This is a genomic window from Nocardiopsis sp. iso_238 (assembly GCF_056173325.1).
Window position 1 is genome coordinate 3,831,041 of record NZ_CM149668.1, and the last position, 19,934, is coordinate 3,850,974.

General features: G+C 72.4%; 16 protein-coding genes. 10 read left to right on the forward strand and 6 right to left on the reverse strand.

All coding sequences use genetic code 11. From position 1 onward, the window contains the following. Positions 1 to 86 precede the first annotated feature (86 nt). Positions 87 to 344, forward strand: coding sequence for a hypothetical protein (locus AC0VYL_RS17385; RefSeq protein WP_475454088.1), 258 nt, complete (start codon positions 87 to 89; stop codon positions 342 to 344). Positions 345 to 348: 4 nt separating this feature from the next. Here the strand turns inward: AC0VYL_RS17385 and AC0VYL_RS17390 are convergent, their stop codons facing one another. The 4 genes from AC0VYL_RS17390 to moaA all read right to left on the reverse strand — a co-directional run bounded on the left by AC0VYL_RS17390 (position 349) and on the right by moaA (position 6,932). After that, positions 349 to 3,825, reverse strand: a complete 3,477-nt coding sequence (locus AC0VYL_RS17390) for a hypothetical protein (RefSeq protein ID WP_475480855.1) — start codon at positions 3,823 to 3,825, stop codon at positions 349 to 351. 127 nt (positions 3,826 to 3,952) lie between these two features. Continuing rightward, positions 3,953 to 4,555: a molybdenum cofactor guanylyltransferase gene (gene mobA / locus AC0VYL_RS17395; RefSeq protein WP_475480856.1), complete on the reverse strand. Its 603-nt coding sequence runs from the start codon at positions 4,553 to 4,555 to the stop codon at positions 3,953 to 3,955. A 44-nt stretch (positions 4,556 to 4,599) separates the two neighbouring features. Further along, positions 4,600 to 5,787 (reverse strand): RtcB family protein, encoded by a 1,188-nt coding sequence (locus AC0VYL_RS17400; RefSeq protein ID WP_475454094.1) that lies wholly within the window; start codon positions 5,785 to 5,787, stop codon positions 4,600 to 4,602. 137 nt (positions 5,788 to 5,924) lie between these two features. Continuing rightward, entirely contained in the window at positions 5,925 to 6,932 is a 1,008-nt protein-coding gene (moaA, locus tag AC0VYL_RS17405; protein WP_475463119.1) for a GTP 3',8-cyclase MoaA, read from the reverse strand. A gap of 313 nt (positions 6,933 to 7,245) precedes the next feature. Between moaA and AC0VYL_RS17410 the strand changes: the two genes are divergently transcribed. After that, complete coding sequence (locus AC0VYL_RS17410) at positions 7,246 to 8,067, forward strand: lysophospholipase (protein ID WP_475480857.1); 822 nt, start codon at positions 7,246 to 7,248, stop codon at positions 8,065 to 8,067. Positions 8,068 to 8,103: 36 nt separating this feature from the next. Here AC0VYL_RS17410 and yczR read toward each other — a convergent pair whose 3' ends face one another. Next, on the reverse strand, positions 8,104 to 9,564 hold the full coding sequence (yczR, locus tag AC0VYL_RS17415; protein ID WP_475480858.1) for a MocR-like transcription factor YczR: 1,461 nt from the start codon (positions 9,562 to 9,564) through the stop codon (positions 8,104 to 8,106). Positions 9,565 to 9,725: 161 nt separating this feature from the next. On the opposite strand from yczR, the gene yczE reads away from it, so the two are divergent. The 6 genes from yczE to AC0VYL_RS17445 all read left to right on the forward strand — a co-directional run bounded on the left by yczE (position 9,726) and on the right by AC0VYL_RS17445 (position 15,112). After that, a complete protein-coding gene (gene yczE, locus AC0VYL_RS17420) occupies positions 9,726 to 10,406 on the forward strand; it encodes a membrane protein YczE (protein WP_475480859.1) in 681 nt (226 codons plus the stop codon). A gap of 390 nt (positions 10,407 to 10,796) precedes the next feature. Next, positions 10,797 to 12,602 carry a glycoside hydrolase family 15 protein gene (locus tag AC0VYL_RS17425; RefSeq protein ID WP_475463121.1) on the forward strand — a complete coding sequence of 602 codons (1,806 nt, stop codon included), beginning with the start codon at positions 10,797 to 10,799 and terminating at the stop codon, positions 12,600 to 12,602. Between the two features lie 200 nt (positions 12,603 to 12,802). Continuing rightward, the gene (locus AC0VYL_RS17430; RefSeq protein ID WP_475480860.1) at positions 12,803 to 13,306 is read left to right on the forward strand and encodes a hypothetical protein; all 504 of its coding nucleotides are present in this window, start codon (positions 12,803 to 12,805) and stop codon (positions 13,304 to 13,306) included. Positions 13,307 to 13,418: 112 nt separating this feature from the next. Further along, entirely contained in the window at positions 13,419 to 13,658 is a 240-nt protein-coding gene (locus AC0VYL_RS17435; RefSeq protein ID WP_475480861.1) for a hypothetical protein, read from the forward strand. Positions 13,659 to 13,736: 78 nt separating this feature from the next. Further along, the gene (locus AC0VYL_RS17440; RefSeq protein ID WP_475480862.1) at positions 13,737 to 14,585 is read left to right on the forward strand and encodes a hypothetical protein; all 849 of its coding nucleotides are present in this window, start codon (positions 13,737 to 13,739) and stop codon (positions 14,583 to 14,585) included. Between the two features lie 2 nt (positions 14,586 to 14,587). Continuing rightward, a complete protein-coding gene (locus AC0VYL_RS17445; protein WP_475480863.1) occupies positions 14,588 to 15,112 on the forward strand; it encodes a hypothetical protein in 525 nt (174 codons plus the stop codon). Between the two features lie 115 nt (positions 15,113 to 15,227). On the opposite strand, the gene AC0VYL_RS17450 is transcribed toward AC0VYL_RS17445, so the two are convergent. Next, complete coding sequence (locus AC0VYL_RS17450; RefSeq protein WP_475480864.1) at positions 15,228 to 17,369, reverse strand: protein kinase domain-containing protein; 2,142 nt, start codon at positions 17,367 to 17,369, stop codon at positions 15,228 to 15,230. Positions 17,370 to 17,523: 154 nt separating this feature from the next. On the opposite strand from AC0VYL_RS17450, the gene AC0VYL_RS17455 reads away from it, so the two are divergent. Continuing rightward, positions 17,524 to 19,146 (forward strand): serine/threonine-protein kinase, encoded by a 1,623-nt coding sequence (locus AC0VYL_RS17455; RefSeq protein WP_475480865.1) that lies wholly within the window; start codon positions 17,524 to 17,526, stop codon positions 19,144 to 19,146. A gap of 91 nt (positions 19,147 to 19,237) precedes the next feature. Further along, complete coding sequence (locus AC0VYL_RS17460; RefSeq protein ID WP_475454114.1) at positions 19,238 to 19,912, forward strand: uracil-DNA glycosylase; 675 nt, start codon at positions 19,238 to 19,240, stop codon at positions 19,910 to 19,912. Positions 19,913 to 19,934: the final 22 nt, after the last annotated feature.

The following is a 19,934-nucleotide window of genomic DNA, read 5'->3' on the forward strand; positions in this document are numbered from 1 at the left end:
CCTTTTGTCCGCACCCGGTCGGCGGGAATACCCGGCCGTGGCCGGGGCTTGACCGCCGAATCCGCTTTGTCGCCTGGGGACCAGCATTGGGTAATACCGCACCGGACACACACTGCTCACGCAGGGGCTGCCGCGCCCCCGCCGACTGGGCGCTCGTGTGGAACAACCCCAAGCTGCACACCCCCGACCGCCGCAAGGTGTGGGTGGCCTGCGACGAGCACCGCGACTACCTCGCCAACTTCCTCGGCCTGCGCGGGTTCCTGCGTGAGACGGTTCCGATGGCCGAGTTCCTGGACGGCGACGCTGGTCAGGACGGTGGGGACGGGCCCGGCGCCCGCCCCTGACCCGTCACTCCACGGCGGTGCCCCAGGCCCTCAGACGGACCTCCTCGTGACGGCAGCTCCCCGCGACGGCCAGCAGCTCGGACCAGGGCCGGGCCCAGGCGCCGCCGCTCAGTGCGTTCTGGACCAGGGTCAGCCCGAGCAGACCCGTCCCCTGACCGACCCGACCTTCGTCCGCCTCGGCCTCCTCCAGGAGACGGCGCGCCACCCGGGCCGCGGTCTCCTCTCCGACGCGCGGATCTCCGGACCGGTCGCACACCGGTCGGACCACGGAGATCCACCGGTGCCCGTCGTGCCCGGGGCGCGTGGCGAGCAGTCGCGCCGTCCGGAGCAGACAGTCCACCAGCGGTTCCGACTCGTGGGTGTCCTCGGCCGTTCTGACGGCACGCACCAGTTCGGCGTCGAGCAGGCGGAGCGCGAGCCCGACGAGTTCGCGGCGCGCGGTGAGCAGGTCCACGGCGCGGTCGGCCTGGTCTCGCACCACCGTGTCCCCTGACGGAGCGGAGAGGAGGGCGGACCGTAGGAGGCCCACCACCTCGCGCGCCCTCCGGTGCGCGTCCCTGACGCGTTCGAGGGCACCCGTCCCCGCGTCCGGAGGCAGCTGCCCGGGCGCGGGCAGCTGGTCCAGGAGGCGTTCGAGCGCCCCGGCGAGCCGGTCATGCCCCCTGCCTCGGGCGAGGACCTGTCGGAGCGTGGCCAGCGCGCGCTCGAACGGCTGGTCGGGATCGCAGACGGCCGCCACGACGTCGTCCACCGTCTCCGACCCCCAGGCGGTCCACCGCCCCCACCAGCCGCTCATCCGCCAGTGCGTGCGGCGGGGCGGGGGCAGGGCGGCGAGGGTGTCGGCCGCCGTTCGCCTCAGGCCCGGGGACAGCCGCTCGGGGTCCACCCCCAACAGGGCCACCTGGACCTCCTCCTCGGTGAAGTCCGGGACCCGCTGGGCCAACGCGTCGAGGGCCCCCGGCAGATCCGCGAGGACCAGCAGGGCCGCCGCCACGGCGGCGAGCACGTCGCGGTGTTCGTCCGGTCGGCGCAGAACGCGGACCAGGGCCGCCACCGCTCCGGGCGGTCGGTGCCGGGCCAGCAGCCGCGCGGCGGTCCGGCGGACGGTCACCTTCCCGGGCCCCTCCAACAGGCGGGACAGGAGCGGTCCGAGGGCGGACGGGCGTGCCCGCTCCGCACAGCGGGACAGGGCCGGTCCGGCCGCCCGCGAGCGGGGGCCGTCGGAGTGCGCGGCCAGCAGTTCCAGCGCGAGCTCGGGCTGGTCGGAGCGGCCGAGCGCGGACATGGCCGCCTCGCGGAGCACGACCTCGCCGTCGTCCAGGAAGACGGTCAGGTGCCGGTGTGCGCCAGGGAGGGCGCTGAGCGACCGCAGGGCCGCCTCACGGTCGGCGGCGGCCAGGGCCGTTTCCCCGGCGACGGCGAGCAGGTGTGCGCGCAGCCCGTCACGCGGGGCGTTCGGCCATTCCAGGAGCAGCGCACGGCTGACGCGGGGCACCCACACGGCGGTGCCGTGATCGCCTCCGCCCGGAGCGGGCGCGGCGGACTCCAGGGCCCGCAGGGCCACCGACGCGGGGTGTCGGCGGGTCAGGAGCTCCCACACGCGGGGGAGGCGCGCGGTGGCCGGGTCCTCCTCGAACAGGCGCAGCGCCCGCCGGTCCCGGTCGGGGCCGGTCAGGTACAGGGCCGCGGCGCGGGCGGCGGTGGCGGAGCCGGGGTCGGCCAGCACGGCGGCACGCAGGTGGCCGTCGAGCGCGGTCGCACGGCGTCCCCGGTGGCCGAGTTCGGCGGCCAGGGCGACGGCGGGCCCGTGGTCGCCCCGGCGACCGGCCCCGGCCAGGAAGCCGCTCAGCTGTTCGAGGAGGAGGTCCTCCGCTCCGGGCGGCAGGACCTGGTACAGGCGGGGTTCGGGCCCGTGCCGGTGCGCGCCGTGTTCCTCGGTGACCCACCAGGGCGGGGTCCGGCGGCGCCGCACCGCCCACCAGGGGGCGTTGTGCCGGGGCCGGTCGGGGTCGCCCAGCCCGTCGGCGCCGAACCGTTCGACCAGTCTCCGGTAGACGCCGGTCCCCCAGAGCACGGCGGGTTCGTGGTCGCGGGTACCTGAGTGGCGCAGGAGACGGGAGGCCAGGTGCCGCAGGACGTCGCGGGTGGCGGCCGAGGTGTCGCGGGCCCGCACCGTGTCCTCCGTCAGGCGGTGCAGGGACGGCAGGCACGACACGAGCAGGCGGGGGCCGACCTCGGACAGGGCGAGCAGGAGGGCGCGGCGGACGGGGTCGCGGTCGGCGCCGTGGCGTTCGACCCGCTCCGTCAGGATCCGGGCCAGCAGTGCCGGGTCACCGGTGCGGGCCGTGGCCTCGACGAGTCGGGACAGTCCCCGGGCCCTGCGCTCGGGGTCGCCGCAGGAGGCGGCCTCGTCCAGCCGCACGGAGGCCTCGGCGTAGGGCAGGTGCGCGATGGCGTCGAGATCCTGGTCGGGGACGAGGGTTCGGCTGTTGACCCGTTGGAAGACCGCCAGTTCGGTCAGGGCCTCGCGGGCCAGTTCCGCCGCCCGGTCGCGGGGCAGCAGTCCCAGGTAGGGCAGCAGGGCCTCGGGGGTGCGGGAACGGTCCCACCGGGCCACCGCCCGGTCCAGGAGGACGGCGGCCTCCTTCGCGGGCAGGGACCGGAGGACGCACCGGGCGGTGGCCGGGCGGGTGCGCGTCGCCCGGCTCAGTTCGCGTCCGACCCGGCCCCGGGAGACGTCCGGGTGGGGTGAACTGAGGCGGTCGGCGTCGGAGACCCGAAGCGCGTGCGGGTAGCCGTTCAGCCGGTCGGGACCGACGATCTGCGCCACCCGGGCGGGGCGTACGGGGTCCAGGGCTGTGAGGGCGCGGTTCCAGCGGTGATGGGTGGACCGGTCGGCGTCCGTGGCGCCGAAGCGGTCGGCGATGTGGTCGGCGAGGGTGTCCGGGTGGCGGCGGGCCAGTCGGCGCCAGGAGCGCAGGGCGTGGACGAGGCCGGGCAGACGGCGCCGTACCGTGTCGCGGGAGCAGGCGGGCAGCAGGGCGGCCGCCTCGGCGTCGCCGTACCGGGCCCGGACCCGGTCCAGCAGGGAGTCGGAGAGCTCCGTACGGCGGCCCTGGAAGAGGGCGCGGTACAGGGCGCGGCGCAGTCCGCCGGGGGCGTCGTCGAGGGCTGTCAGGACCACCGGGTCCGGGAGGGGGAGGGTGCGGACGGCGCGCAGGGCGGCTCCGCGCAGTTCGGTGTCGGGTCCGCCCAGGTACCGGGCGACGGTGTCGAGGTGCTTGGCCACGATCGCGACGTGCAGGGCGTCGCGGTGGTGGCCGAGCTCGGACAGGCCGTGCAGGAGCGGGGCCAGTCGCGGTGTGGCGGCGCGGAGTCGGGCGTGGCGGGCCAGCGCGCGCGTGCGCGCGTGGGGGCTCAGGCCCTCAAGGGAGGCGAGGATTTCGGCGGCCGACCCGTACGTCGGCGCGGTGGGGCTCAACGGCCCGGGCGGATTCCGCCCTTCCTGATCGTCATGACGGCCATGATGGCCCAGCTCCCCGAGCCGGGCAAGTCCCGCAGGCCACGTGGTGCGTCCGGGTCCGCTCCCTCCGGTGCGGCGGGGCCGGTCAGCTCGGCTCCGGATCCCTGGGGGTCCAGACGGCGCGGGCGCGTTCCAGGGCCTCGGGGGTGTCCACGTCGAACTCCTCCGGGGCGTCGGTGAGCGGCACCCGCACGGGGTCGAGGGGGCCGAGCAGCCGGTGGAGCGAGCGCCCCGTGTAGTCGTCGAGGGCGGTGCGCAGCGCGGCGGTGTCCCAGACCCCGGTGAGCCACTGCTCGCGGCCGGTGGCGTCCACGAACACCGCCCCGCGGGCCTCCCCCGCGCCCCCGCCACCGAGCGCGGCGCACAGGGCGGCGAGGTGGCTCGGGGCCAGGTGGGGCAGGTCGGCCGCGAGCAGCGCCACCCGGGCGGCGCGCACCCGGGCCAGGCCGGTGCGCAGGGCGGGGACGGGGCCCGCCCCGGGCGGGTCCTCACGGACGTAGCGGGCCCGGGGGCGGTCGCGTTCGGGCCCCACCACGGTCACGTCGGCGTGCGGTGCGTGGGCGCGCACGGCGCCCACCACGTGTTCCAGCAGGGTGCGTCCGGCGACGGTGAGGCCGGGCTTGTCGGCGCCGCCCATACGGGTCGCCGCTCCCCCGGCCAGCACCACCGCGTCGAGGTTCTCGGTCACCCTCCCAGCATGCCGCACGCGGCGGCCGCCGGGAGGGCGGGGGCTCACCCCTTGACGCACACCACCTGGCGCAGGTGGGCGACCACCTCGACCAGGTCGGTCTGGGCCTCGATCACCGACTCCAGGTCCTTGTAGGCGGCGGGGATCTCGTCCACGACGCCGAGGTCCTTGCGGCACTCCACGCCCTGGGTCTGCTCGACGAGGTCGGCCCGGGTGAAGGTCTTGCGGGCCTTGTTCCGGCTCATGCGGCGTCCGGCGCCGTGCGAGGCGGAGTTGAAGGAGGCGGGGTTGCCGAGGCCCTTCACGATGTACGTCCCGGTGGCCATGCTGCCTGGAATCACACCAAACTCACCCGAACCAGCACGAATAGCCCCCTTCCGGGTGACAAGTACGTCCACGCCGTCGTAGGTCTCCTCCGCCACGTAGTTGTGGTGGCAGGAGATCCGCTGCTCGAACGTGGTGCCGGGGACACGTTCGGCCAGGACCTGGCAGGCCAGGGCCATCATGACGTCCCGGTTGCGGCGGGCGTAGTCCTGCGCCCAGAACAGGTCGCGCCGGTAGGCGTCCATCTCGGGGGTTCCGGTCACGAACACGGAGAGGTCGCGGTCGGGCAGGTCCTGGTTGTGCGGAAGGGCCTGCGCCTGGGTGATGTGGTGGTCGGCCAGTTCCTTGCCGATGTTGCGCGAGCCCGAGTGCAGGACCATCCAGACGGCGCCGTCGTCGTCGAGGCACACCTCCAGGAAGTGGTTGCCGCCGCCGAGGGTTCCCATCTGGCGCCGGGCGCGTTCGTTCCGGGGGTGCACGGCGGAGGCGAGCCCGTCGAAACCGTCCCAGAAGCGGTCCCACCCGGAACCGCCGAGCCCGGGGACCCGCGCGGGGTCGACGGGTTCGTCGTGGGCGTGGAAGCCGACCGGGATGGCGGCCTCCAGGGCCGAGCGCAGGGCCCCGAGGTCGTCGGGAAGGCGCTCGGCGGTCAGGCCGGTGCGCACGGCGGTCATGCCGCAGCCGATGTCGACGCCCACGGCCGCCGGGCTGACGGCGTCGCGCATCGCGATCACGGAACCGACCGTGGCGCCCTTGCCGTAGTGGACGTCGGGCATGACGGCCAGGCCGTGCGTCCAGGGCATGCGCGTCACGTTGCGGAGCTGGTCCATGGCGGCGGACTCGACCTGCGCGGGGTCGGCCCACATGCGGATCGGTACCAGGTCGCCGGGGACTTCGGTGTAGGGCATGGGGCACCTCCCGTTCTCTCGTTCCCGCCCCGGGGCACCGCCGTTCTGCGGTGTCGGTGCCCCGGAACATCAAGCCAGAGCGGCGGGAGGACGGCAACCGGTTTATCCCGGTAGGTCCCCTCGGTGGCCGGTTCGGATCAGCCGCCGATGGCGGACATCGGTCGGGCGGGCTGGAGGAAGCTCGGGTCGTTGATGCCGTGGCCGGGCAGCTTGGAGGCGACGGCGGCACGCCAGCGGTCGGCGATCTCGTCGTCGGTGGCGCCCTCGCGCAACGGTGTGCGCAGGTCGGACTCCTCGCGGGCGAAGAGGCAGTTGCGGATCTGCCCGTCGGCGGTGAGCCGGACCCGGTCGCAGGCACCGCAGAACGGGCGGGTGACCGAACCGATCACGCCGACCGTGGCCGGTTCGCCGTTGGGGAAGCTCTGGCCGCGCAGGCGGAAGAGCTCTGCGGGGGCGCTGCCCCGGGTGTCGGCGTCGGCCGGGTCGAGGTCGAACTCGGTCTCCAGCCGCGCCAGGATCTCGTCGGCGGTGATCATGGTGTCCCGGCGCCAGCCGTGCTGGGCGTCCAGGGGCATCTGTTCGATGAAGCGCAGCTCGTAGCCGTGCTCCACGCAGAAGCGGAGAAGGTCGGCGGCCTCGTGGTCGTTGGCGTCGCGCATGAGCACGGCGTTCACCTTGACCGGGGTGAGTCCGGCGCTCGCGGCGGCGGCCATCCCGTCCAGGACGTCGGGCAGGCGGCGGCGCCGGGCCAGTTTCTCGAAGACGACGGGGTCGAGGGTGTCGAGGGAGACGTTGACCCGGTCCAGCCCGGCCTCGGCCAGGGCGGGCGCGGTCCGGGCGAGCCCGATCCCGTTGGTGGTCAGCGCGGTCTGCGGGCGGGGGTCGAGGGCGGTGGTGCCCGCGACGATGTTCACCAGGCCGCGTCGCAGCAGGGGTTCACCGCCGGTGAAGCGGACCTCGTCGATCCCGAGGCGGGTGACGCCGATACGGATCAGGCGGAGGAGTTCGTCGTCCGTGAGCAGCTCGGGTTTGGGAAGCCACTCCAGTCCCTCCGGCGGCATGCAGTAGGTACACCTGAGGTTGCACCGATCGGTGAGCGACACACGCAGGTCCGTCGCCACGCGGCCATAGGAGTCAGCCAGCACGAGCGTCATCCTCCTCTCCAGTCCGGATTGGCTGTCGGGAAAAGCACGGGGGTACACCCAGGAGAGGGATACCCGCTCTTAAGCGTAGAAGATCCAGTTTCACGGCAAGTCGTCGCGATCGCACCATTTGGCATATTTCGTCAACTCGCACGAGATCACACCGCCGTCTCCGACCGATACCCCAAACGCGCGCCGCGACCACGGCCCCCGCCGCGGGCCCCGGCACCGCCCGCGGGATGTTCTAGGGTGACCACTCCGGGCGGCGACCACCCGATCGTCGCAGACGGCCGCGGCAACGAGGAGGCAGGACACGGTGATCAGCACACGTGAGTGGGGGCTGGCCGGAGGACCCGACGGTTCCGGGAAGCTGGCGGCACGGGCCTGGGCCCCGACCGAGGGCGAACCGACCTGGCTCGCCGTGCTCGTGCACGGCTACGGCGAACACCTCGGCCGCTACGACCAGGTCGCCAGGGACCTGTGCGCCGCCGGAGCGGTGGTCTACGGGGCCGACCACCGGGGCCACGGCGGCTCCTCCGGGGAGAGAGCGCTGATCGAGGACTACGCGGGTGTGGTCGAGGACGTCCACCGCGTCGTCACCCAGGCCCGTACCGCCTACCGCAGCCTCCCCCTCGTGATGGTCGGCCACTCCATGGGCGGCCTGATCGCCACCCGCTACGCCCAGGTGAACCCGGGGGCGGTGCAGGCCCTGGCGCTGACCGGCCCGGTCCTGGGACGCTGGACCGCCCTGGAGGAGATGGCCGCCGCCGAGGTGATCCCGGACGCCCCCATCGACCCGGCCACGCTCTCGCGCGACCCCGCCGTCGGCGCGGCCTACGTGGCCGACGAACTGGTCTGGCACGGCCCGTTCAAACGCGCCACCGTGAACGCCCTGCTCACCGAGTTGAGGCGGGGCAACGACGCGGGCAGCCTCGGCTCGCTCCCCCTGCTGTGGGTGCACGGCCACGAGGACCGGCTGGTGCCGCTCTCCGACACCAGGGTGGGCATCGAGGCGGTGGCGGGAGAGGACGTCACGGTGCGCGTGTTCCCCGGCGCCCGGCACGAGGTGTTCAACGAGACCAACCGCGACGAGGTCATCGACGAGGTGGTCCGCTTCGCGCGGCGCTTCGCCGTCTGACCGGACGGCGCGAGCCCCGGTGTCCGGTCCGGGAACTCAGACGTACAACTGGCCGCGTGGCTGCGAGGGGTGGGCGAGGGTCTCGGCGTAGGCCGCCGCCAGCCGCTCCACCGCGTCCACCAGCACGTCCGGCGGTCGGGTGTAGGCCAGGCGCAGGTACCGCTCCAGGGTGCCGTCCACGCCGAACACCGGCCCGGCCGCCGGGTGGACGCCGTGCCGGATCGCGGCCTCCGACAGCGCCGTCGCGACCGGCTGGGGCATCGCGGCCCACAGCACCAGACCGCCGCCGGGCACGCTGGGCCGCCAGTCCGGCAGGCGCTCCCGCAGCGCGGACAGCAGCGCGTCCCGGTTGCGGCGCAGCTGGCGGCTGCGCTCGGCCCGGATACGCAGCACGTCGGACAGCAGGTGGGTCGCGGTGAGCTGGTCGTGCACCGACCCGGCCAGGTCCACGCGCTGACGGATCGCCATGATCCGGGTGACCATGGGCGGGGTCGCGCGCACCCAGCCCACCCGCAGCCCGCCCCAGAACAGCTTCGCCACCGAACCCACCGTCAGCACGCGCCCGTCGGTGTCGTACGCGGCCACCGGGGCGGGCAGGTCGCCGGAGTCGATGGCCAGCTCCGCCCCGGACTCGTCGATGATCAGGTGGCTGCCCGCGCGGCGGGCCTCCCGGACCAGGACCCGGCGTTCGTCGTCGTCCATGAGCGCGCCGGTCGGGTTGTGGAAGTCCGGGATCATGTACGCCACCGACGGTCGGCGCTGGCGGAAGGCGTCCACCAGGTACTCCATGTCCCAGCCCTGCGGGGTCACCCCGGTGGTGCGGACGCGGGCGCCGTTGCGGCGGGCCGCGTCCAGGCCGTGCGGGTAGGTGGGCGATTCCAGCAGGACCTCGTCCCCCTCGTTGACCAGCAGTTCCATCGCCAGGGTGACGCCCTGCTGGGCGCCGCTGGTGACGAAGATCTGCTCGGGCGTGGTCGGCAGCCCGCGCTCCACGTACCGCCGGGCGATGGCGTGCCGCAGCTCGGGGAGGCCGTAGGGGTAGTAGCCGATCCCGCCCACGTGGGCCGCGAGCTGTTCGGAGGCGTGGAAGGAGGCGGCGCGCAGTCCGTCGACCGCCGGGGGCGCGGCCACGCCGAGGTCGATCTGTTCGGCGGCGGGGACGAAGGGCGCCGGACCCCGGGTTCCCGAGTCCGGCAGGACGGTCCAGCTGCCCGCGCCCTGTCGGCTGTCGAGGAAGCTGTTGTCCCGGAGCCAGGAGTAGGCGGCGGTGACGGTGTTGCGACTGACCCCCAGCGCGGAGGCGAGGTCGCGCTCGGCGGGCAGCCGGGTGTGCGTGGGGACCCGTCCGTCCAGGACCAGCCCGCTCACGGCACGGGCGATCGCGAGGTAGAAGGGGCGTTCGACCGGGGCCTCACCGATCAGCCGGGCGAGCAGCCGACCGTTGATCCGCCGTGTGCCGCCACCGGTTCCGGGGTGGTCGGTGCGCTGCCTCGCCATGGGATTCACCTCACCGGGGGAGAAATCGGGCCAGTTGCCAGGATTGGCTCTTCAATCCGAGCACCACCTGGGCCACGATACCGATGTGGCCCCCTCTGCGGACGGTCATCCAACCACCCCATGTATCTCTTCACCGGTACGCGTGAAAGTGGAGGTCGGCCTTGCCCGAACGACCCCTGAGCCCCGTGTCGGCCCTGGTCCGACGCGTTCTGATCACCCCGGTCCTGCCGCGCCCGCGACTGCGCCGCCTCACCCAGCTCTACCTCGGCCTCTCCATGTACGGATTGAGCGGCGCCCTGCTCATCCGCTCCGACCTCGGCGCCATGCCCTGGGACGTGCTGCACCAGGGGCTGGCGCTCCAGACCGGCCTGTCGATCGGCACCTGGAGCGTCATCGTCGGCGCCCTCCTGATCCTGCTGTGGATCCCGCTGCGCCAGAGGGCGGGACTCGGCACCCTGAGCAACGTGGTGGTGGTCGGCGCGTCCGTGGACCTGTCCCTCTGGCTGCTGCCCGTGCCCGAGGCACTGGCCGTCAGGATCCTCCTCCTTGCGTCCGGGGTCCTGGTGTGCGCGGTCGCCACCGGTCTCTACATCGGCGTGGGACTGGGACCCGGGCCCCGTGACGGCCTGATGACGGGACTGGCCGCGCGCGGGTTGTCGATCCGGCGGGCCCGCACCCTCATCGAGGTGACCGTGGCGCTGTCCGGGTTCCTGCTCGGTGGAACCGTCGGCGTGGGGACCGTGGTGTTCATGGTGACGATCGGCCCCCTGGCCCAGGTGTTCCTCCCGATGCTGCGGATGCCGGAGGAAACGCCGGAAAGCCCCACTCTGTCGGGCCGTTAGCCGACCCGTCACCTCCCGTTGATCACCGCGTCATAACTTCTCCCCGGCGGAAGCCACCCATACCGCGACATACTTCCCGCACGCCCGGATGCACGTGCATCCACCCGTAGCCAGGCCCCCGTGGAGCATGGAAGATGGGGACCGCGGTGACCGGTGCGGGACGGGTCCTTTCCACATCCGGCCTTTTCGCCTGCCCGCGCCTGGGCACATAACCGGGTACGAGGCAGCTGCGGGCGGTCCGGGGGGAGACATGACCGGAACGGCGCCCCGGCCAGGAGGGTCGGGCGACGGGTCCCCGACGAGGGGGCGCACACGGGCGTGCGCGCGCGGACGCGACACTCCCCGTGGCGACGGGGCGGCTCGCGCCACCGCACAGACGAAGACGACGTGTTGGGGGTGAGCCGCGTGCCCGGCTGGATTGAAGACTACGCAATGATCGGCGACATGCAGACCGCCGCGCTGGTCGGGCGGGACGGGTCCATCGACTGGGCGTGCCTTCCCGACTTCGACTCCTCGGCCTGCTTCTCCGCGATCCTGGGCGACGAACAGAACGGGCACTGGACCCTGCGTCCGGCCGACGGGTCGGAGAAGGCGGAACGGAGGCACTACCGGGGCGAGACCCTCATCCTGGAACAGGAGTGGGACACCGACACCGGGTCCGTCCGGGTCATCGACTTCATGCCGCCCCGGGGCGGCGCCCCGCACATCGTGCGGATCGTGGAGGGGCTGAGCGGTACCGTGCGCATGAGCACCACCATGCGCATCCGTTTCGACTACGGGCACGTCGTCCCGTGGATGCACCGTGCCGGAACCGAGCTGGTCGCCATCGCCGGTCCGGACGCGATCTGGCTCAGCGCCCCCGTGGCCCTCAAGGGCCACAACTTCACCCACGACACCACCTTCGACGTCACGGCCGGGCAGCGCGTGCCGTTCGTGATGACCTGGCACCCCTCCCAGGTGGAGGAGTCCGACCACCTGGACGCGGAGAAGGCCCTCTCCCGCACCGAGCGCTTCTGGGAGAAGTGGGTGGACCAGTGCACCTACGACGGCCCCTACCGCGAGGCCGTGGTGCGCTCCCTCATCACGCTGAAGGGCCTGACCTACCGCCCCACCGGCGGGATCGTGGCCGCGCCCACCACCTCCCTCCCCGAGGAGATCGGCGGGGTCCGCAACTGGGACTACCGGTACTGCTGGCTGCGCGACGCCACCATCACCCTGGAGGCGCTGATCCGCTCGGGGTACACGGACGAGGCCATGGCCTGGCGCGAGTGGCTGGCCCGTGCCGTCGCGGGTGAACCTCAACTGATGCAGATCATGTACGGCATCCGGGGCGAACGCCGCCTCACCGAGTGGGAGGCCGAGTGGCTTCCGGGATACGAGTCCTCCAGCCCGGTCCGGATCGGCAACGCCGCCGTGGGCCAGTACCAGCTGGACGTGTACGGCGAGGTCATGGACGTGCTGCACCTGGCCCGACGCTCGGGTATCCAGGGCGGTGAGCACCTGTGGGGTCTCCAGCGCTCCCTGGTCAACTACCTGGAGTGGTGCTGGGACGAGCCCGACGAGGGCCTGTGGGAGGTGCGCGGCCCCCGGCAGCACTTCGTCCACTCGAAGGTGATGGCCTGGGTGGCGGCCGACCGGGCCGTGCGCAGCATCGAGGAGTTCGGCACCGAGGGGCCCATCGAACGGTGGCGGGCGCTGCGCGACACCATCCACGCGGAGGTGTGCGAGTACGGCTACGACCCCCAGCGCAACACCTTCACCCAGTACTACGGCAGCAAGGAGCTGGACGCGGCCCTGCTGCTCATCCCCGAGGTCGGCTTCCTCCCCTACGACGACCCCCGTGTGGTCGGCACCATCGAGGCGATCCGCGAGGACCTGATGGTGGACGGGTTCGTGCTCCGCTACCGCACCGACCTGGAGAACTCCGCCGACCAGCTCCCCGGCGACGAGGGCGCCTTCCTGGCGTGCAGCTTCTGGATGGCCAACGCCCTGCTGTCCATCGGCCGCCAGAACGAGGCCCGGGAACTGTTCGAGCGGCTACTGTCCCTGCGCAACGACGTTGGCCTGCTCGCTGAGGAGTGGGACCCGAGGGGCGGCCGCCAGGTGGGGAACTTCCCGCAGGCCTTCAGCCACGTGCCCCTGGTGACCACGGCGCTCAACCTCGCGGACCGCCAGGGCGGCTGGCGCGCCGACTAGGCACCACCCCGGAACGCCCCCGCCCCCGCGCCCGAGCGCGGGGGCGTTCCCGTGCGTCAAGCGGATGACCGAAAGCGGCCATACAGGGTGTCGCCTCCCGCTGCGAAACCCTGGTAAAAAACCTGTTGGTGTCCCCTCCCCCAGCCAGAAGTCCGGCCTTCGGAACGAAGCCGCTCACCGCACAGCATGAGAAGGCACCCGTGGCACAGAATTGGCTCACCGCAGCGCGCGTATCCGCCGTCGCCGTCACGGCGGCGGCCACCATCACGGCCAGTCTTCTAGGAAAGGAGTCCGAGAAGGACAAGCAGAGACAACTGGAGACCCGGAGACTGGCTCTCGACGGCCCCAGGAAGAGCATCAAGGACAAACTGAGTCACGTCGCCTTCAAGCTCAGGGCCCTCAGGAAGGAGGAGGACCAGAGCTTCGGCAACAGGAAGGCGGAACTCGACGACATGGAGACCCTGGCGAAACGGATCGAGAAGTTCTCCGAATCCAGGCTCGCCTCGAACTCGCAGGCGGTCCAGGAGATCTTCGACGTCGCCGCAGAGGCACGAGGACGCCAGTCCGAGGCAGGACAACAGGAATCACCCGGGACGGAACCGGCCACACCAGCGGGCAAGGGCCACAGGAGGCCCGGGAACACCCTCCCCCGGACGAAGCCGAAGCCCACCGGTATCGAACCGACGCGAGAATGGGAAAGATGACGTGCCGACCCCTTCGGTCATCCTATTGCTGATCCTGGCGGCATCTGCGGCGCTGACCTTCGCCCACACACTCCACAGAGCGAGAGCCGGGTCCGCCGTCCTCGTTCCCGACATGGACTACATGAACCGCCTCGAACGGGACCTGGACGGAATCCAGAGAACCCGTGGTGAGGTCGCCGGCGCGGAGGGATTCCTCGGAGGAAGAGTCGGGGCGCTCGAGAGCGCGGTCCGGGAAGTGGCGAGAGAAGGAGATCGCCTCGGCACGGACTACGTCACCAAGAACCTCCTGCAGGTCAGGGAGAGCTCCGAGGCCGCCGCGGCCCCGCACCTCGACAGCGGCTCGTCCCACTAGTACGGACCCATCGCGCACGCCGACCACCGAACAGAGGAGCCCGCCGTCGTCGCTCTGCCGACAGCCATCGTGGGGGTCATGGTCGCGCTGGCCACCGCCGCGATCCGCACGGTCATCCAGGAGAAGATCCGACAGCGTATGAGGGAGGACGGAGAACACCGATCCGCGGAAAAGAGAAGAGCTGAGAGATCCCTCGACGAAACGACCGAGCTCCTCATCGAGATCGAGGAGATCAGGAACTCCCTCACCCAGGAGAAGAAGAACCGCGCGGAAAGGCTCGCCGACCGGGCGGAGCCTCTTCCCGAGGCCTTGGAGGAGTCCAGGAAAAGGATCGATTTCCAGCTGGCGAGGATCACGGAGAACTACGCGAAACTCGTCGAGGCCGGAAACGTCCGGAGTCGGTCCGACGGGACCTTCGAGATCGTCGACCTCTCGGGGCTGACCGAGTCCCAGGAGCGGATGGCACGCCTGGCCATCGAACAGGACAACGCGTACATCGCGAAGTCACACAACGTCAGGTCCGCCATCGAAAGGATGACGACCGTCGTCAACGAAAGGAGGAGCGAACTGGAGGACATCACCACCAGCACTCCGCAGGAGCTTCTCCAGAAGAGCAGGTCTCCGGAGGAGCTGTACCAGGAGGCACTCGCCGAGATCATCGAAGCCTACCGACCCGAGCGAGCCGGGAAGGAGCCGCAGGGTTCGGCACAGGACGACCCGGCTCCCCGGAGGCAGGGAACACCGACGCATCCGGTCTCGCCCCAGGAGACAGCCCCCCGGGAGGGCACGGTCCCCCCGAAGCACACTGACGAAGGCGCTCGGGGATCCGTGGTCACATCGCCGGGTGAACGACTCGTCGAGCTGGCTTCGCGGGCTCAGACATCGGTTCCGCGACAGAGAAGCCAGGAAATGGGAATGGGTTACTAGCCGTGTCCGACGCCATCTGGAGCACACTTCTGATCGCGCTTTCCGTACCGGCCCTCCTGGCACTGAGCTGGGTTCACGGCGACGCCCGCAGGAGGTCCGTGCACGCGACCGACGACCTGGTCGTCACCGGACTCGTTCGGGAGCGGAAGGAACGGGGCCTGGAGATCGACCGTGAATCCTTCCGGAAGCGCCTGGTGGCGGTCCGGAACTGCGAGAGCCGCATCTACGGGTACATGCCCAGCAGCGATCACCCTGAACAGCTCAGGGCCGCCGTCGGTCCTGAGCAGGCCAGGGAACACCTGGACGAGTTGCGGAGGTCCTACGACGAGGCGGAACGGCTCGCCGGGAAGCAGCGGGAGGACCTGGAGCGACACCTGGAAGAGGAGCGGGACCGGATCCGGACCCTGAACCACCGCTTCCGTGCGGTCGACCGCGCCCTGAGCGTCTCGGCGGCGGTCCTGCGTGTGGTCCTGCTCGTCACGGTCCTGTTCGCTCTCACGTCCTTGCTGGTCGGCCTGTTCTCGTGACGGGGCGGGGCCGTCCGAGGAGCGGGCCGAACGATCCGGCAGCACAAGAACCATCGCGTCCGTGGGAGAACACTCCCACCGGGTGTGTCCGGCGACCGGTACCCGGGGCGCCGGGTCAGTCCCCGACCAGCGTGGGAGCGGCCCACACCGCGACCAGGTCCGTGTCGTCGGACTCCACCTCGAGACGCAGACGCAGGGCTCCGCTGACATCGGCCTCGATGTCGACGGTCTCACCCAGGGTCACCGTCTCGGTGGCCACCCGCTCACCGTCCGCGTAGACCGTGAAGGTCATGTTCTTCCCCGACCTGGAGTTGTCGTCCAGTCCGACCGTGGCGTCGAACGTCCCCCAGGACCGGCTGAGGTTGTACTCGACCCAGTGGTCGCAGACGCTGCAACCCGCCTCGGTGACCAACGCGTTGTTGTGGACCTCGCCGTCCATCTCGGCGCGCCCCCACTCCCAGGCGTCCTCCGAGTCCACCCAGTTCAGCTGGGAGAGGGAGTAGGGACCGTCCGCGTCCGGGGACGGGGTCCCGGAGGGTTCGGGGACGCCGGTCTCCTTGTCGGCGTCCACGGGGACGTCGTCGGTGACGGGCTCGGAGGGTTCGGGGTCGTCCGAGGGTTCGAAGGCCACCTCCGCGAGGTTGGTGCCGTTCGATTCGGAGAACAGCGGGACGACCCGGTCCATGACCACGTAGGTACCTCCGGCGCCGAGGGTCGTGAACACGACCGCGAGGATCGCCAACCCCACCACCACGGGCCTGCGGGACCCGCGCTTCGGCTTCTCGGAGGCGGGCGGCCGGGGCGGGGCCGCGAAGGCGCCGGTCGCCCGCGGTCCGCCGTACAACGGACCGCTGGGGTGCGGACCGGGCGCCTGGCCCGGGTGGTTCGTCATCGGTCCGCCGTGCGCCGCGACGCCGTACGGGGCGGTGCCGCCGTCCATCGCACCGCGTGGCCGGGGCGGCCCGGCGGGGTTCGGGGGCGGCGGTCCGACCGGGGGACGGCGGGGACCGGGGACGCTCCCTCCGGACGGGGCGGCCGCAGTCGGGGGGTCGCCCTGCGGGGCGCCGGGCTGGGACGGGATCCGCGCGGCCGGGGGCTGGGCCGTGGGAACGCCCCGCATACCGCCGACGGGACGCCTGGGCTCCTGTGGGGGGCCGTCGGTGCCGGGCGCCGTGCCGGTGTCACCGCCGGTCGTACCGTCGGCGGGGGTGCTGACCGGTGGCGGACCCGCGAAGCGCGCGCCCTCCGGCGGGGCCGAGCCTCCGGTCACCCCGTCCCCGGAGTCCGGACTCACCGGGCTGGCCGTGCCGAGGGCGTCTCCCGGATCTCCGAAGCCCGCGGGTTCGGAGGCCGGGGCGGTCCAGGGCACCGAGGAGGTCGCCAGGGAGCGCAGGGCGCGCACCCACTCCGAAGCCTCGGGGCGTTCGGAGGGCTCGACCGAGAACATGCGCAGGACGAACTCGCGCCGCGCCTCTCCCGCCTCGGCCAGCACCGGGAGCGCGCCGAGCCTCTCGCGCAGCTGCTCCGGTGCGGGCGGCGGGTCCTCGCCGGTCAGGGCGAAGTACGCGATCGCGCCGAAGGCGTACCGGTCCGTCGCGGGCGAGTACTCGCCGTTGAAGATCTCCGGGGCCGCGTACCCGGGGGTGAACCAGGGGCGCGCGGTCATGTGCCGGGCGGCGATCCGGCTCAGCCCGAAGTCCACCAGGGTGGCCTGACCCTCGACGCTGATCATGATGTTGCCGGGCGAGAGGTCGCCGTGCACCACCACGCGCTTCGACGGGGTGGCGCGACCCGAGTGGAGGACGTCCAGCACCTGGGCGATCTGCTCCAGGCACCGCAGTACCTCGCGCCGACCGCGGGGCCCCTCCACCACGTTCTCCGCCCGCCAGTCGCGCAGGTCCAGTCCCTCGACGTAGTTCATGACCAGGTAGAGGGCGCGCTCGTCGCCGTTCCCGGCCGCCCCGTCGGCGGGGTGCTCGGGGGCGCCCTCGAAGTGCTCCCGGACCCCCACGACCCCGAGCCGGTTGATGAAGCGGAGGAGTTCGGCCTGCTCGCCCCACTTGGCGCTGAGTTCGGCGAACTGCTCGTCGTTGGAGGTGACGTCGGAGTTGAGGACCTTCACCACGACGGGTTCGGTCTGCCCGGCCAGGCTCACCTCCGCCAGGTAGAGCGTGGCCTCGCCACCGCGTCCCACGAGACGGACCAGACGGTACTTGTCCGGCTGCGCGTCCGGACCGACGTAGAGATTCAGGCTCACGGCTCTGACACTCTTTCCACACAGGGGGATCAGGGGTTCAGGGTGCCGTCGGCACAGGCAACACAGTAGCCTCAACGGCTGTACCCCCATGCCCCGTACCGCCCCGAGACCGGGGCCGACGGCCGTTGGGGCGACCGTCGAACACAGTCCGAAGGTGAGGGAGCCGGTGGCGGAGGACAGGGTCCTGAGCGGGCGGTACCGGCTCCTCTCCCTCCTGGGCGAGGGCGGGATGGGCGAGGTATGGCGGGCCGTCGACGAACTGCTGGACCGCCCGGTCGCGGTCAAGCTGATCCGGCCCGGGAGGGCGGACTCGTCCGAGGCCGTGGCGCGGTTCCGCCGCGAGGCCCGGCTCACCGCGCGTCTGGCGGGCCACCCCAACGTGGTCATCCTGTACGACTTCGGACAGGACGCCGACACGGGCTCGGTGTTCGCGGTGATGGAACTGGTCACCGGGCGATCCCTGACCGCCGTGCTCCGGGAGGGCGGGCCCGCGCCACTGGGGCGCGCCGTCGACCTGGTCTCCCAGGCGGCGTCCGGGCTGGGCGCGGCGCACGCCGCCGGGATCGTGCACCGCGACGTCAAGCCCGGCAACCTGATGGTGGTCGAGCGGGGCACCGGGAACGGCACCCTGAAGGTGCTGGACTTCGGGATCGCGGCGTTCACCGAGGCGACCCGCAGCGACCGCATCACCCGGACCGGCCAGGTCGTGGGGACACCCCTCTACATGTCGCCGGAGCAGGTGCGCGTCGACCGGCCGAGCGACCTGTACTCGCTGGGAGCCATCCTGTTCCAGCTGCTGACGGGGCGCCCGCCGTTCCACGACCCCAACCCGCTGACGGTGCTGCGGATGCACCTCACCGATCCTCCGCGCTCGGTGGCGACGCTGCGCCCGGAGGTCCCCGTGGGACTGTCCCAGCTGGTCACGGCGATGTTGGCGAAGCGTCCCGAGGAGCGGCCCGCGAACGCGGAGGAGGTCGGGGAACGGTTGTCGGCCTTCCTTCCGCCGCCGCGCCGGTCCGCACCCACCCCTGCGACGCCGACTCTCGTGTACACGGAGGCCGCGGTGCCGCCCGGGCCGGACCTCTCCCCCGCCCGCCTGCGCGAGCTGGTGGAGGCCGCCCGCGCGCGGGCGGAGGCGGGCGAGTTCGGAACGGCCGCCGAGGACCTGCGCGGTCTGCTGCCCGCTCTGGGCGCCGTACTCGGCCCCGACCACCCCGACACCCTGCGTGCCCGGCGCCGGGAGGCCTACGCGACGGGCAAGGGCGGGGACCACGCGCGCGCGGTGCGCGGGTTCCGAGCTCTCCTCCCCGACCTGCTCCGGACGTACGGGGCCCGCCACCCCGAGACCCTCGCGGCCCGCTACTACCTGGCCACCAACGCGGGCCGCGCCGGTGACCACGCCCTGGCCGCCCGGACCCACGCCGGTCTGGTCCCGGACCTGGTGTCGGCGCACGGAGCGGACGCGGAGCGGGTGCAGACCACACGGTTGCACCTCGCCTTCGAGCTCGGTGAGTCCGGGGATCCGGAGGGCGCGGTGCGGGAGCTGTCCGCGCTGGTCCCGGACCTGGCCCGAACGCGCGGTGAGGACGACTCCCTGACCCTGCGCGCCCGCCACTACCAGGCCGCCTACCTGGGGCACTCCGGCCGCGCGGCGGAGGCTGTCCGCCGCTACGAGGCCCTGGTGGTCCACCACGCCCGACTGCACGGCGAGGAGTCCTCCCGGACCCGGGCCGTCCGCTCCCACCTGGACCGATGGCGGGAGCGCGTCCGCGCCTGACCCGCGCGCGCCAGGAGCCGTGACGCGGGTGTGACGGCCACGGGGATCGAAACGGGTCTGGATGTCCGTGGCTGCCGCTAGTGTTCTGGCCATGTCGAACAAGGACCTGCACGAGATCATGGACAGCGGTTGGGCGAAGGCGCTGGAGCCCGTCGCCCCGCAGATCGCCGCTATGGGCGACTTCCTCCGCCAGGAGGTCGCCGGGGGCCGCACCTACCTGCCCGCCGGGGACCACGTCCTACGTGCGTTCCAACAGCCCTTCGACGACGTGCGCGTGCTGATCGTGGGGCAGGACCCCTACCCCACCCCCGGGAACGCCGTCGGGCTGAGCTTCTCGGTGGCGCCGGAGGTCCGTCTTCCCGCGAGCCTGCGCAACATCTACAAGGAGATGGGCGAGGACCTGGGCACTCCGATGCCCTCCAACGGTGACCTCACGCCGTGGACGGAGCAGGGCGTCCTGCTGCTCAACAGGGTCCTGACGGTGGCCCCGGGCAACGCCGGATCGCATCGGGGCAAGGGCTGGGAGGCCGTCACCGAGCAGGCCATCCGCGCCCTGGCCGAGCGCGGCAAGCCGCTCGTGTCGATCCTGTGGGGCCGCGACGCCCGCAACCTCCGACCGATGATGCCGGGCGTCCCGTGCGTGGAGTCCGCGCACCCGAGCCCGCTCTCGGCCCGCAACGGCTTCTTCGGTTCCAGGCCGTTCAGCAGGACCAACGAGCTGCTCCGGGAACAGGGCGCCGATCCGGTGAACTGGCAGCTGCCCTAGGGCGTCTCACCGCCCGTGAGCG

Coding starts and splice junctions, on each gene's coding strand:
- AC0VYL_RS17400 (WP_475454094.1), bottom strand. CDS start 5,787: ATGCCCTACACCGAAGTCCCCGGCGACCTGGTACCGATCCGCATGTGG.
- yczR (WP_475480858.1), bottom strand. CDS start 9,564: ATGGCGAGGCAGCGCACCGACCACCCCGGAACCGGTGGCGGCACACGG.
- AC0VYL_RS17435 (WP_475480861.1), top strand. CDS start 13,419: ATGGACTACATGAACCGCCTCGAACGGGACCTGGACGGAATCCAGAGA.
- AC0VYL_RS17440 (WP_475480862.1), top strand. CDS start 13,737: ATGGTCGCGCTGGCCACCGCCGCGATCCGCACGGTCATCCAGGAGAAG.
- AC0VYL_RS17460 (WP_475454114.1), top strand. CDS start 19,238: ATGTCGAACAAGGACCTGCACGAGATCATGGACAGCGGTTGGGCGAAG.